At 45.7% G+C, this 13,382-nt stretch carries 13 protein-coding genes; 4 read left to right on the top strand and 9 right to left on the bottom strand.

Features of this window, described 5'->3' with window-relative positions; genetic code table 11:
• The 9 genes from A142_RS05370 to puuE form a co-directional block, all read right to left on the bottom strand.
• Positions 1 to 547 (bottom strand): RDD family protein (locus A142_RS05370; RefSeq protein WP_019824608.1); only part of this gene is annotated, 547 nt, incomplete at its 3' end.
• Between the two features lie 85 nt (positions 548 to 632).
• Positions 633 to 1,097, bottom strand: coding sequence for a DUF2846 domain-containing protein (locus A142_RS05365; protein WP_017105042.1), 465 nt, complete (start codon positions 1,095 to 1,097; stop codon positions 633 to 635).
• 332 nt (positions 1,098 to 1,429) lie between these two features.
• A complete protein-coding gene (locus A142_RS05360; protein WP_019824607.1) occupies positions 1,430 to 1,903 on the bottom strand; it encodes a GrpB family protein in 474 nt (157 codons plus the stop codon).
• A 16-nt stretch (positions 1,904 to 1,919) separates the two neighbouring features.
• Positions 1,920 to 2,159 (bottom strand): hypothetical protein, encoded by a 240-nt coding sequence (locus A142_RS05355; protein ID WP_019824606.1) that lies wholly within the window; start codon positions 2,157 to 2,159, stop codon positions 1,920 to 1,922.
• A 767-nt stretch (positions 2,160 to 2,926) separates the two neighbouring features.
• Positions 2,927 to 4,246, bottom strand: a complete 1,320-nt coding sequence (locus A142_RS05345) for a urate hydroxylase PuuD (RefSeq protein ID WP_019824604.1) — start codon at positions 4,244 to 4,246, stop codon at positions 2,927 to 2,929.
• A gap of 14 nt (positions 4,247 to 4,260) precedes the next feature.
• Positions 4,261 to 4,821 carry an ureidoglycolate lyase gene (locus A142_RS05340; protein ID WP_019824603.1) on the bottom strand — a complete coding sequence of 187 codons (561 nt, stop codon included), beginning with the start codon at positions 4,819 to 4,821 and terminating at the stop codon, positions 4,261 to 4,263.
• Between the two features lie 15 nt (positions 4,822 to 4,836).
• Entirely contained in the window at positions 4,837 to 5,823 is a 987-nt protein-coding gene (gene alc / locus A142_RS05335; protein WP_019824602.1) for an allantoicase, read from the bottom strand.
• Between the two features lie 183 nt (positions 5,824 to 6,006).
• Complete coding sequence (gene uraD, locus A142_RS05330) at positions 6,007 to 6,522, bottom strand: 2-oxo-4-hydroxy-4-carboxy-5-ureidoimidazoline decarboxylase (protein ID WP_019824601.1); 516 nt, start codon at positions 6,520 to 6,522, stop codon at positions 6,007 to 6,009.
• Between the two features lie 22 nt (positions 6,523 to 6,544).
• Positions 6,545 to 7,483 (bottom strand): allantoinase PuuE, encoded by a 939-nt coding sequence (gene puuE, locus A142_RS05325; RefSeq protein WP_019824600.1) that lies wholly within the window; start codon positions 7,481 to 7,483, stop codon positions 6,545 to 6,547.
• A gap of 425 nt (positions 7,484 to 7,908) precedes the next feature.
• On the opposite strand from puuE, the gene uraH reads away from it, so the two are divergent.
• From uraH to A142_RS05305, 4 genes are all read left to right on the top strand, one after another.
• The gene (gene uraH / locus A142_RS05320) at positions 7,909 to 8,262 is read left to right on the top strand and encodes a hydroxyisourate hydrolase (RefSeq protein WP_019824598.1); all 354 of its coding nucleotides are present in this window, start codon (positions 7,909 to 7,911) and stop codon (positions 8,260 to 8,262) included.
• Positions 8,263 to 8,509: 247 nt separating this feature from the next.
• Positions 8,510 to 9,853: an NCS2 family permease gene (locus tag A142_RS05315; protein WP_019824597.1), complete on the top strand. Its 1,344-nt coding sequence runs from the start codon at positions 8,510 to 8,512 to the stop codon at positions 9,851 to 9,853.
• A gap of 225 nt (positions 9,854 to 10,078) precedes the next feature.
• Positions 10,079 to 11,530 carry a nucleobase:cation symporter-2 family protein gene (locus A142_RS05310; RefSeq protein ID WP_019824596.1) on the top strand — a complete coding sequence of 484 codons (1,452 nt, stop codon included), beginning with the start codon at positions 10,079 to 10,081 and terminating at the stop codon, positions 11,528 to 11,530.
• A 157-nt stretch (positions 11,531 to 11,687) separates the two neighbouring features.
• Positions 11,688 to 13,052: an 8-oxoguanine deaminase gene (locus A142_RS05305; protein ID WP_019824595.1), complete on the top strand. Its 1,365-nt coding sequence runs from the start codon at positions 11,688 to 11,690 to the stop codon at positions 13,050 to 13,052.
• The last annotated feature ends 330 nt before the right edge of the window (positions 13,053 to 13,382 follow it).

Below are 13,382 nucleotides of genomic sequence, written 5' to 3'. Positions count from 1 at the left end.
ACTGATCGGAATTCTCCGAAATATGCACTTCGGTTGTATTTACACCAATTTCAGAGTTGTCGCTATCTGAACTTTTCTTTGAAACAATGACAACTTGAGTGCCAGCGATTAAGTCATGTAAGCAGCGTTTGTCTTTGCGAAAAACAAACAGATAATCTAACGTCGGTATAAATGGACCAATAAAAGGTATGTAAGCTACAGCCACCATAGGAATGATTCGTTTACCCACTATGTTTAGCAAACCTATTTGTTTACCTTCCATATCGACAATCGCAATATCCATTAGATTTTTACCAATTGTCTGCCCCTTCTTGTGAAGTAAGTACCCTTGGCACAAAAAGTAAACCACCCAACCATAAACAGTCAGAGCAACTTGTTCTGTTAGCTCAATGGTTTCACTGGAAAGCAATTTATCGTACATACCTCCATATAGGAAAACAGGAACAATGAAAATCGCACACACGAAAACATCAATGATAGATGCCCATAAACGAGACCATCGAGACGCGAGTACAATTGCAGGGGTGTTTACTATTACTTCAGACATGTCCTTTCCTAACGTCAAAGTACCTATAAATTAAAAAACGTCAGAAACTCGAAGCTCTGACGTCATCTTGAATTAGATTGAATCACTATATAGAAGGGCAGTTACCGCTTTCAGCCATTGCGACTTTGCGTACTTCAGCTTTCCCTACTTCTTCATCGACTAACTCAACACCTGCACCACCGACAAAAACGCCCATTTTAATGTATTGGTTAACGAAGTAATTCCGACCTTCTGCAGTAAAAAGGGAGACGTGATTTTCAGAAAATTCAGATTCCGTACTGACGACATGCTCTTCGTTTCCTTTGACCTCGTGATAAAAGAACACACCTGGAGCCGTTTCACCTACGCATTCTCCATCTACATATACGTACTTTTTGAGCGCGCCACCGACAAAAGTATCTTCACGATAGATATAGATGCCTGTATTACCTTCTTTAGGAGCAGGGAACGTTTTCGCTTGATCAGAAACTGAAGAATCGACTGTTGGCACAGAAGCACACCCAGATAATGCGAGAAGAAGAGCAGAGCAAAGAAATACCTTATTTTTCATGTAATAACCAAGACTTTATAAAAACGCGAAAAACATAACATATGCAAATGGTTTGGTTTTAAACTTGCATGCAGATGTGTGAGCTACGTTGCATAATGGGTGGTTAAAATTCAAAAAATCAGTTAAATAGAACTAAACCATTGTTCTGTATGAACTTAATCACTTACATGCAACTTTAATCAAATGGTTAGAGGATCTATTTTTTGTAATCACCTCTAATGAACAGGAGACGTTACGAGGTGAAAGCCTTTAGATAGTGAGAACTAGAAAACGTACGTCTAGTGGTTTAACTAGGGTTTATAGATTGGAGACAAAGGGGGTAGGACTGCTGACTATTTCAGAGCCAACACATGCTCGATAAAAGTCGACTTCTTTTCGCGGTATTCATCTTGTGGCCAACCTTCACAAGACATTTTGAGGGTGTTGTATTGCTCCACCAATGCCGGATTCGCACGTAGCTTGTCACGAAATGCCAGAAAGCATTCGAACTCAGAACCGTTAGCGACCACTTGCAACGCCACATCATCAGCGGATGTAGATTCCAACATACACAGTTCGGGTGTTCTTAACGTATCGAGTTTCTCTTTAAAGCCGAGTGTTGTGAGTCTCTCTATAGCATCCTCAAGCTCGCCGAGATCAACACCTATGAAGATATCCAAATCGCCCTTAGACACTGCAGATGGAATAGAAGATGCGCCTACATGCTCAATTCTCGCGTTAGGGATTAGCTTTTTGATTTCACGTTCGTATCGGACAAACAGCTCGTGGCAAGCTGCTTGGTATTGCTCCGCGGGGTAAAATTTCATATATCCTCACTCCATCTCACATACTATTGAAGACACCAATTGCTAACAGAAGCAACACGATGCTAATAGCTCCGATATAAGAGATTCTGGTTCGCTCTTTTTCAGTTGGAATTAATGGGGGGAAGCGCCCTAATGTGAATACTTTACAAACTATCCAGCCAGCTCCATAACCAATGAACTCAATCAATATCGACTGAAACAGATACCTAAAGAATGAGCTCAGTGCCCTAAAATACGCGACTATTAAGTCTTCCATTTTTTGTCCTAACTAAAGTCAATTTGGACTAAAAATGCCATGGGTAGATGTTCATATCAAGAACCTTATACAAGACAGTTTGCTTAAAACATCTCCCGAACCTTTAAGGCGAAATAATTGAAGGTCATTTTTCAGTGAGGAATAACACTCGTTAAGAACACTTCCTATAAACATTCCAGCTAATATTGATAGGTTTTAACTATCAAACCTCAAGCTTCAATAGACATATCTTAAAGTTAAATGGTATTATTGATTGATATCAATAGGTAAAACCTATCAATATTGACTTGTATATTCTTAGTAAAGGTAAACATGGAATTGAGTAGCGTTGTTCACATAAGTTCGATTAGTTGTGCTTGCACAGCTTGTACTCGCCTACTTTGGCTTAATGACTTCTCATTTAAAGGGTTAGAACTAGATACTCTTATTGTGCATGCTCAATCAGCAGCGATGCTACCAATGGCATTGGTACTATTAGTCGCCAGCGTAAAACCTCAAATAACACAAGAAATACAAGGCTTGAATGCCCATTACTTAATATCTGCAATTTCATTAACTTATGTTTCAATCAGCTCACTTCAACTTTAGTTACGTGAAGTTAGCAATTTATTCCATTTGTCCAAAAACAAAAAGCCCCGGTTATAGGAACCGGGGAAACAGGGTGGGATGAGTTTGGCGCGTGCCCGTAAACCAAACTCTCCCCAAGCCTCACCTAAGACTCATGCTCTTAGGTAAAGGATGCTGAGTACTGTTATTGCAAAGTACGGTTATTGAAGCGTCGCGCCTTGCTCTACCCAAGTGCCGATGAGTGCGCGTTCTTCATCAGTCATTTGCGTCATATTGCCAAGCGGCATCACCTTGGTTGTTACGGTTTGAGCAACAATTCTTGGTACGTTGGCTTTAATCTCTTCTGGAGTATCAAACATCACACCACCTGGCGCAGCAGCAAAAGCAGCGTGGCTAGGGGTTGATGAGTGACACACAGAACAGCGCTCTTGAATGACCTTGTTGATGGTTTCAAAGCTGACACCTGCACTCGCCGTTGGCATGGCATGGTCAGCAGGCACTGTTTGAGAGTCAGTCGCCGTTGAAGCCGTGTTGCTCGAAGCGATCTCTTCAGTCGTCGATTCCGTCGTGCTCACAGGTGCTTCTTGTACCACTGGAGCTTGCACAACCGGAGTCATCTGTTTTTTCGCGTAAGGTGAGGTAACAAACGCGAGAGTAATCATACCCAATGCCGCTACTGGCACAGTCCATGCAAACTTCTGACTACCATGGCGTGTATTGAAATAGTGACGCACCAAGATACTGAAGATCGCTAAGCCAGCAAGAATCAGCCAGTTGTATTCCGAGCCATAAGTGCTTGGGAAGTGGTTACTGATCATGATGAACAGCACTGGCAGTGTCATGTAGTTGTTGTGACGAGAACGCAGTAAACCCTTCGCTGGCAATGCCGGATCCGGCTCTCGCTTCTCTTCAATCGCTTTCACCAAGTTACGCTGTGCAGGCATGATAACGCGGAATACGTTACCCACCATGATAGTACCGATGATGGCTCCCACGTGGATGTAAGCACCACGGCCACTGAATACTTGAGTTAGGCCATATGTCGCAGCAACGAGTAACACAAACAGCACAACGCCAAGCAACACGGGGGTTTTACCTAATGGTGAGTCACACAGTAAATCGTAGATAAACCAACCAGCAACGAATGAACCAATACCAATCGCGATTGCGGTTGTTGAATCTAGGCCAGAGCCCGGTGCAATCAGGTAGATTTCAGCGTTAAGGTAGTAAACCACACCCAATAGGCACACACCGGTGATCCACGTGAAGTAGGCTTCCCATTTGAACCAGTGCAGGTGCTCTGGCATTTCTGGTGGCGCAAGTTTGTACTTCTCTAGGTGATAAATACCACCGCCGTGAATTGCCCATAAGTCGCCTGAAAGGCCCGTTTTTGGGTTTACTCGGTTAAGGTTGTTCTCTAACCAAACAAAGTAAAATGATGCGCCTATCCACGCAACACCAACAATCATGTGAGCCCAGCGTATTGCTAAATTCAACCATTCTGTAATATGCGGATCCATAATAAACTCCTGTATCACAACGCTTTAGCTAAGCGTTGCTCTTCCTTACTGTCGTCCGTTGGCAGATCGTCCAAATGCAATGCCACTCGATCGCTGTCGAAATAAACTTCATCACAATTGTGCCCTTCGCCGCCTCTATCGACGATCAAGAACTGGTCTTGATCAGTAAGCGCAAGAACTGGGTGGTGCCACACCCCTTTGTGATAGTTCACTCCTTGACGGCCGTTGCTCAAGAAAGCTCGGCTATTGGCTAATGTTGGATCATCGCCTTTTGGCGCAACAACAATTAAATAGGGTTGACCAAGTAATGGAATGAATGCCTGAGAGCCAAGTGGATGACGCTCTAACATTTTGATGGTCAGTGGGTAGCTCAACGGTGTGGCTTGGAAGATGCTGATGATCGCTTCTCCGTCTTGGTCTTGCACATCCGTTGTCGCTAGCTTGTGGTAGCGACGTGTTGATCCACTGTTGATCATGAAGAAATCACTATTATCGGACTCGATAACATCGCCAAACTCTGCAAAAGCCTGCTTGGTTAACGGTTCGATGGATAAACGACGTATTCCATTACTCATATCTGATTTCCTTACCTATTTCGCCTTCGTACCAAACAGACGCAAACGGCTGATACCGCCATCTGGGAATATGTTTGCACGTACGTGGGTAATCGCACCAAGGTCGTTTACCTCAGAAATGAATTCGTGAATCTCGTGCGCTTGCAGCTTTTGTGCAGGCAACAGTTCACGCCAGAATAGGCTTTGTGTTTCTACTTGGTCGTCGGTACCGCCTTTCACGTAAGCCGCTTGAATTGAGCAGCTGTCTGGGTAGTTACCTTTGAAATGAGCAGTATCCACTACGATACGTTCGATGTTGCCTGGGTGGCCTAGTGCCACGATAACCCAGTCGTTACCCGGTGTACGACGACGAGCTGTTTCCCAGCCATCACCCATGTTTTCACCGCGGCCTGGACCTAAGATGTTGGCTTTGTTGCCGTAGTGCTCATCGCTACATGCCAGTGCTCGACCACCGTGTTCAACGGCTGCTAGGTCGACTTGTTGCTGAGAATCTATTGCGTCCCAATCCACGCTTGGTCGGCCGTAAACACGTAGGCGTGCAACACCACCATCTGGATAGATGTTCAAACGTAGGTGCGTAAATACTTGGTCGCTTTCAATCGCCTCAAGATGATGATGATCACCTTGTAGTGCCATTGAAGGCAGAATTTCTTGCCACTCTGTTGAGTCAGTTGGCTCACCTTGTGGTGAATAACACGCGTCAATTGATGCCGAAGGTGGGAAGTTACCTGTGAAGAATGAGGTATCAATATCAACGCCAGCAATGGTGCCAGCTAGGCCAAGGCGAACGACACAGTAGTCATAACCTTCACCACGTTTACGTCTGCTTTCCCAACCGTCCATCCACTTGCCGTTATCGTCGTATAAGTCGTCTTTCCACTCTGGCGCTGCGTGGCTGAGTAGACGGCTTTTATCGGCGAAAAAATCGTCTGTTGCGAAGATAGCTTCTGCGCCGAGTTTTTCATCTGCAAGGTTTATGAATTGTTCAAATGTTTGGGTCATGTCCGTGTAATCCTATCCAATTAATCAAGTAATAATAAAATGAGAACTTAGTGGCTTATGCTTTATTCAATAAGGCTTTGATAAACAAGCCTTCGATAAATCAAGCTCTAATAAGCAGCGCTCTGATAAACAAAGCTCTTGGCTCACTAAGACTGGGCTGAGATAGCTGTTAACTCCGTTAACTTACATATCCCAGAGACGAAACATCGCGATCTTGTTGATCTCTTGAATCGCCGTAGCAAACTCAGTTTCACTATCATTTCCTAATCGCATCTCGAACGACTCAAGAATTTGGTAACGATTGGCTCCCTTCACCGCCATGATAAAAGGGAAATTGAAGCGACTTTTGTAGCTGTTGTTGTAAGAAGTGAATTTTTCAAATTCTTCGGCGTTGCACTGGTCGATGCCCGCCCCCGCTTGTTCTTTGGTCGACGACTCGGTGAGTTCGCCGTTTACTGCTGCTCGACCGGCTAAATCCGGGTGAGCGTTGATCAAAGCCAACTGTTTGCCTTGGTCTGCATTTAACAAGGTCGATGCCATTTTCAGATGAAGATTCTCGATATGGTCGTCTTCGGCATTCAAACCTTGGTCATACACCAGTTCTGCAACCCACGGGCTGTGTTCGTAGACATCAGCAAAGTGCGCGACAAAGGTATCGCGGTCCATGGTTGTTGGTTGGCATGATCGAAATTCAGTCACGTTAAGCCTCCTTGCTTCACTGCTACTTTTGCGGTTGATGAATAGCGTTATTTGGTTGATATGGATGATGTTGGTGCCAGTGGTTGGCGATATCGATTCGACGACACAACCACACACTGTCGTGCTCTTTGACGTAATCTAAGAAACGTCTTAATGCAGCAATACGACCGGGGCGACCAATCAAACGACAGTGAAGCCCAACCGACATCATTTTCGGTGCGGTTTCACCTTCCATATAAAGGGTGTCAAACGTGTCTTTCAGATACTGGAAGAACTGCTCACCCGAGTTGAAGCCTTGCGCGGTTGAAAAACGCATGTCGTTTACATCGAGAGTGTATGGGATCACCAGTTGCGGATAACCAGTTTCGGTGTGCCAATAAGGCAGGTCATCATCGTAGGCATCCGAGTCATAAAGAAAACCGCCCTCTTCTGCTACCAAGCGACGCGTATTTGGACCCGTTCGACCTGTGTACCAACCTTGTGGGCGCTGACCCGTCACTTGTTGGATGATCTCAATCGCTTTGGTCATGTGGTCGCGCTCTTCTGACTCATCAATGTATTGATAGTCAATCCAACGATAACCGTGACTACAGATTTCGTGACCCGCTTCGACCATGGCTTTGGCTACGTCTGGGTGACGCTCAATGGCCATAGCGACCGCAAACACAGTCAGTGGAATTTCATATTCATCGAACAAGCGAAGAACACGCCACACACCCGCTCGGCTACCATATTCATAGATGGATTCCATGCTGATGTGACGTTCGCCTTTGATCGGTTGTGCTGACGGGATCTCTGAGAGAAAGGCTTCAGATTCGTCGTCTCCATGTAACAAACAACGCTCACCGCCCTCTTCATAGTTCAATACAAAAGAAACCGCGACGCGCGCATTACCTGGCCATTGAGGGTTCGGAGGATTCGCTCCGTAACCGATCAAATTTCTTGAATAATCCTTATTCATCCAAGTACTCCTAACATAAGTGGTTGGCTTAGCCGCTGTTTAGCTGGTTCATCAATATGATTCTTCTATTGGTGATTCCGCTGTTGGTTATTTCAAAACCGAGCAACCTTACCTCTGTATATTTATTGTATACAATTATTTATCTCAATGTAAAGATTTTGTTATTCAAGTTAAATTTGAGCATCATTACCATTTAAAAACAACAACTTAACAAAACCAATACTCGCAAAAAAACGATAATCAAGATCTATAAATTCAGAAAAAACGATACAATGGTTAACATTTTTCCAACAATTCTCTTTACTAATTGTGTACAGTTCGTACATAGTTAGTGATAACAAAGTGACCAGTTGCACTCTTTGCAAGGTCGAAACAGACAGATAAACCACGGAACAGAGGAGCGCCAAAAGCGCTATTAAAGGACTATGGGAAGATTAACAACACACGTATTAGACACGACTCACGGCTTACCGGGCACAGAGATCAAAGTAGATCTTTATAAGGTCAATGAAGACTCAACAGAAAAGCTGGCGACGGTGATCACTAACTCCGATGGCCGAACCGATGCGCCGATTCTGGCAGGGAATGATTTCCAACCGGGGAAATATCAATTGGTGTTTTACGTAGCGGATTACTACAAAAGCAAGGGTGTGGAATTGGATGGCGTGCCTTTCCTAGACGATGTTGTTATTCGCTTTGGTCTAGATGATCCAGAAGCGCATTATCACGTTCCTCTTCTCGTCTCACCTTACAGTTTCTCAACCTATCGGGGTAGTTAGTCTCGTGACCTAGAACTTCGAACTAAGCTCAACCGTCGAATAATAAACAGATTAACGTGTACATCCCAAAGGGTGTGCACTCACTAAACACGCTCATATAAAAATACTAACAACGTTATTAGTTAGATAGTTGATGACTAAACAACAGATAACTAAAGAAATAACGGCTAGGAAAAAACCTTAAAACTTAATATTGAAATCTCGCTGTATTCAATAAATGGATCACAACATAAAAGGACTTGCTGACATGAGTGAGAGTAAAACAGAAATACTCAACCAAGACGCGAATAACGGAATTTTAGAGAAACTCTTTAAAATTAAGGCCCACGGAAGCAGCGTGAAAGATGAATTAATGGGGGGTGTGACTACCTTCGCCACTATGGCTTACATCATCTTCGTTAACCCACAAATTATGGCTGCGTCAGGCATGGATGCAGGGGCGGTATTCGTCGCAACCTGTATTGGTGCTGCGATCGGTTGTTTGTTAATGGGACTATTTGCGAACTGGCCTGTCGGCCTTGCACCGGGCATGGGCTTGAATGCCTTCTTCTCATTCACGGTAGTAAGCGAAATGGGCTACAGCTGGGAAGTGGCGTTGGGTGCAGTGTTTATCTCCGGCATCTTGTTCGTCGGGATGAGTTTCTACAAGGTTCGCCAATGGATAATCGAAAGTATTCCGGTGAGTCTGCGTTATGCCATGACAGCGGGTGTTGGCCTATTCTTAGGTCTAATTGGCCTTAAAACAGCGGGCATCGTCGTCGAAAATCCAGCGACTTTGGTTTCTTTAGGGGATTTTACTAAACCTGAAGCTCTACTGGCCGCTATCGCCTTCTTGATCATCGCGGTACTCAGTGAGCGTAAAATATTTGGTGCCGTGTTAATCGGAATTTTGAGTGTGACTCTGGTCGGCATGATGCTTGGCTTAGTGCATTACAACGGCTTCTTCGCGGCTCCACCAAGCTTAGCGCCTACATTCCTAAAAATGGACATTATGGGCGCTCTCGATGTTTCAATGATCAGCGTTATCTTGGCTTTCCTTTTCGTCAACATGTTCGATACCGCAGGTACTTTGATGGGCGTGGCTGAGCGTGCAAATCTGACGAACCCTGAGACAGGCAAGATCGAAGGACTAAGCAAAGCGCTGAAAGCCGACAGTATCTCAAGTGTGGCAGGTGCGTGTGTGGGTTGTCCGCCAGTCACCAGTTACGTAGAAAGTGCCGCAGGCGTTGCAGCAGGTGCGCGAACTGGCCTATCTGCAATTGTGGTTGGCGTGTTGTTCTTAGCGGCGATTTTTCTATCGCCACTTGCAGGCATGATCCCCGCTTACGCAACCTCTGGCGCGTTGATTTACGTGGCGTTCGTGATGATGAGCAGCATGCAGCACGTCGACTGGAAAGACTTTACCAACGGCGCTCCAGCAGCGATTACTGCTCTGATGATGCCACTGACCTTCTCTATCGCCAATGGTATCGCACTGGGTTTCATTACCTACACTGTGCTGAAATTGGCGACAGGCAAAACAAAAGACATCTCAATTTCGATGTACTTCCTAGCGGCTATCTTCATCGCCAAGCTAGTATTCATCGGTTAACCCTATAGCTCCTGAGCAGTCGCTTCTTGATTGCTCACAGCGTTGCTTGGCTCGTTCGCAAGCCAAGCAACAACATGATTTTTAAGAAAGCTAATTGCATTGATGACGAGAGAGCATAACCCCTACCGATTCCGTGCACCTTTTTTATGACCCTACGCAGTTTGTAGAAGTCATTATTTGACCGCCAATCGCCTGTAAACGGAAACGCAGGCAGAGGAATATCAAATGAAACTTCTGTACACCCTTAATGAAAGACCGCCTCATGGGCTAACCCTTCTACTCGCTTTACAGCAAATGCTCGCCTCGATTGGTGGCATCGTCGCTGTCCCTCTTATTGTCGGTGCCTCTATCGGCCTACCCAACACAGAGATCGTCTCACTGATCAATGCGGCGCTATTAGCATCAGGTATTGTGACTGTCGCGCAATGTCTTGGTTTTGGTCCTGTTGGCATCCGATTACCCGTTGTTATGGGGTCGAGCTTTGCCTTTTTAGGTGTGGCTATTTCGATCGGTAACGAAGGTGGTGTCGCCGCCATTATGGGCTCAGCACTGATCGGTTCATTCGTGGTCATTGGTGCCAGCTTCTACATGGATAAGGTTCGCAAGCTGTTCCCGACCGTGGTAAGTGGTGTGGTGGTTACCCTAATCGGCTTAACCATTTTACCCGTTGCCATGAACTGGGTTGGAGATTCTCCTGCCAACACGGAACAATTCGCCACGCTACCAAAACTGTTTCTCGCACTGGTCTCTTTGGGGATCGTGATTGGCGTATCGGTTTACTGTAAAGGCGCGGTTGCGGCCTCCGCTATCGTGATTGGCCTAGCTGGCGGTTACATTGTGGCGCTGTCGCTCGGCATGGTCGACCTTGAGCAAATCAGTTCAGCCGCTTGGGTCGGTGGTCCTGAACCTTTCAAATACGGCTTTACCTTTTCTGCCAGTGCCATCATCAGCATGAGCTTGGTGTACATCGTAGTTATCGCCGAAGCAACCGGTGACTTCATGGCACTGGGCAACAACTGCCAAACCCAAGTCAGTGGTAAAGATCTAAAACGTGGACTGCTAGGCGATGGCCTTGGTAGCACGCTTTCTTCCATACTCACAGCAATGCCACTAGCATCATTTAGCCAAAACGTTGGTATTGTTGGCATCACTGGTGTGGCAAGTCGCTATGTAGTGGCTGCAACAGGTGGTTTGCTAATTTTAGGTGGTTTATTCCCGAAATTGGCCGCTATTGCCGTCACGATTCCAAAACCCGTATTAGGCGGCGTCGGCTTTGTGATGTTCGGAATGATTGCCTACGCGGGTATCCGCATGTTGATCAAGGCCGCAGACACCAAGCGAAATGCCTTGGTAATCTGTGTAGGTTTGGCATCTGGTTTGGCCGTTACCTTCGAGCCAAGATTGCTGCAACACTTGCCACACGATTTAGCGAACTTCCTGCACTCTGGCATTACGACTGGCACCATCATGACGGTTGTTCTTAACCTTGTATTGCCTAAATCTTCACGCGCAGAAGAACAAGAAGCGTTAGCCGACAGCCAAGCGCAAGTTGAGCTAGAAATGAAAGAACAAGCTGAAGAAGAACTGCACTCAAACGAGAAATTTGAGAGTCACCAACAAAGCACAGAAGCAGACGTTCAAGCGACATCAGAAAACCCTGAACCCAAAGCGAACTAGATGGATCGCTAACGAGCGTAAACCGATTTCCGTAGAATCACGGGCGTAACGAAAACACTGAATGTTTCATCGCCCCTGATTCACATTATCTTTCACTACACATACCAATAAAGACCCTCTTCCCTGAAAAGGCTGAGATGGCTAAGGACTACTATGAATGGAAACCATCTGGATTAAGAATCCTCTCGCAATCTACACTAGCTCACTGGCTGACGCAGAAGGCGGCATTGTCATTAAAGGTAATAAAATCATTGAATTGGTTGGCAAACACAAAGAACCGACCTTACCCGTAGATTACAGCGTCGACGCCTCTCGTCATGTTGTGACTCCTGGGCTTATCAATGCGCACCACCACTTCTATCAAACCCTAACGCGAGCCTACCCGGGCGCACTCAATAAAGAACTCTTCCATTGGCTACAAAGCCTCTACCCAGTTTGGGCCAACCTCGATGCTGAGATGATGAGCCTTGCCACTGAACTGGCGCTGGTTGAGCTAATGATGTCAGGTTGTACGACAGCATCAGACCATCATTACTTGATACCTAACGGGCTAGAGCACGCGATTGATTTACAAGTCGAGGCCGCAGAGAAACTAGGCGTGAGAGCGATATTCACGCGCGGCTCCATGAGCCTTGGGGAAGATGAAGGTGGGCTACCTCCACGACACACCATTCAAACCGAACAGACCATCATTGATGACAGCCAACGCTTGATTCGTGATTACCACCAGCGTGATGAAGGGGCGATGATTCAAATCGCACTCGCGCCTTGTTCGCCGTTCTCAGTCACCACTGATCTAATGAAAGAGACTGCCAAGATCAGTGAACGCGAAAACGTCATGATGCACACGCACCTGTGTGAAACCTTGGATGAAGAGGATTTCTGTATTGAGAAGTTTGGCTTGCGCCCTGTCGATTACCTAGAAAATGTGGGTTGGCTGAATGAACGCACTTGGCTCGCTCATGGTATCCACTTTAATCCAGAAGAGATCAAGCGTTTGGGTAAAGCGGGAATCGGTATCAGCCACTGCCCAACGTCCAACATGATGTTGGCTTCCGGTATTTGTAAGAACAACGACTTGGAAGCCGCTGGCGTAAAAGTTGGGCTAGGTGTTGATGGTTCAGCTTCCAACGACGGCTCCAATATGATTGCCGAAGTGCGCATGGCGATGTACTTACAGCGCCTGCAATATGGCTCTGCCAATGTTTCACACTTCGACGCACTGCGTTGGGCGACATCAGGCTCGGCACGCGCAATGGGCAGAACGGACTTCGGGACGTTGGAAGTTGGTAAACAAGCTGACATCGCAATGTTCAAACTCGACGACATTCGTTTTTCTGGCAGCCACGATCCACTGGCTGCATTATTACTTTGTGGCGCTCAACAAGCGGATAAAGTGATGGTAGCCGGAAAATGGCGAGTTAACGATGGTGCTGTGATTGGCGTAGACATGGAGCAACTGATGCACCGCCACCATGCTGCTGCGATGAAGCTTGGTAAGTTAGCAATGAATAACCATTAGTTGAAACACTTGCCCATCAAACACTGCAAGCCAAAGCGAGTGGCTTTGATGGGCAAACCTCCATAAACGTCCGCAATGATTCGAAAACATCCCAAATCATCCCCAAAAATGTAAACCTGATGCATCTCAGTCTATTTATCAATCTATTTCCTAATTAATTTCGACTCAATATACCAAAAACATAAACCGCTAATAATTAAAGAAAACCTAATTTAACTCTATCTAATATAAGATTGACTAATAAAACATTCGCTAATAAAAAATCACTCATAACCTCTTCGGTAAATATCAAATCACCCGTACATTATTTGGCACAGATCAAATTTAAAA

Origin of the sequence: Vibrio splendidus 12E03 (assembly GCF_000272105.2) — a bacterium.
In the GTDB taxonomy this organism is placed as follows: Bacteria; Pseudomonadota; Gammaproteobacteria; order Enterobacterales; family Vibrionaceae; genus Vibrio; species Vibrio splendidus_I.
Note: the sequence above shows the minus strand (reverse complement) of the source record. Positions and strands in the feature narration are given on the sequence as shown.

What these genes read in the sequence shown, in the direction of transcription:
- A142_RS05355 (WP_019824606.1), bottom strand. Translation starts at nt 2,159, where the DNA reads ATGGAAGACTTAATAGTCGCGTATTTTAGGGCACTGAGCTCATTCTTT.
- uraH (WP_019824598.1), top strand. Translation starts at nt 7,909, where the DNA reads ATGGGAAGATTAACAACACACGTATTAGACACGACTCACGGCTTACCG.
- A142_RS05340 (WP_019824603.1), bottom strand. Translation starts at nt 4,821, where the DNA reads ATGAGTAATGGAATACGTCGTTTATCCATCGAACCGTTAACCAAGCAG.
- A142_RS05310 (WP_019824596.1), top strand. Translation starts at nt 10,079, where the DNA reads ATGAAACTTCTGTACACCCTTAATGAAAGACCGCCTCATGGGCTAACC.
- puuE (WP_019824600.1), bottom strand. Translation starts at nt 7,483, where the DNA reads ATGAATAAGGATTATTCAAGAAATTTGATCGGTTACGGAGCGAATCCT.
- A142_RS05315 (WP_019824597.1), top strand. Translation starts at nt 8,510, where the DNA reads ATGAGTGAGAGTAAAACAGAAATACTCAACCAAGACGCGAATAACGGA.
- A142_RS05305 (WP_019824595.1), top strand. Translation starts at nt 11,688, where the DNA reads ATGGAAACCATCTGGATTAAGAATCCTCTCGCAATCTACACTAGCTCA.
- A142_RS05345 (WP_019824604.1), bottom strand. Translation starts at nt 4,246, where the DNA reads ATGGATCCGCATATTACAGAATGGTTGAATTTAGCAATACGCTGGGCT.
- alc (WP_019824602.1), bottom strand. Translation starts at nt 5,823, where the DNA reads ATGACCCAAACATTTGAACAATTCATAAACCTTGCAGATGAAAAACTC.
- A142_RS05365 (WP_017105042.1), bottom strand. Translation starts at nt 1,097, where the DNA reads ATGAAAAATAAGGTATTTCTTTGCTCTGCTCTTCTTCTCGCATTATCT.
- A142_RS05360 (WP_019824607.1), bottom strand. Translation starts at nt 1,903, where the DNA reads ATGAAATTTTACCCCGCGGAGCAATACCAAGCAGCTTGCCACGAGCTG.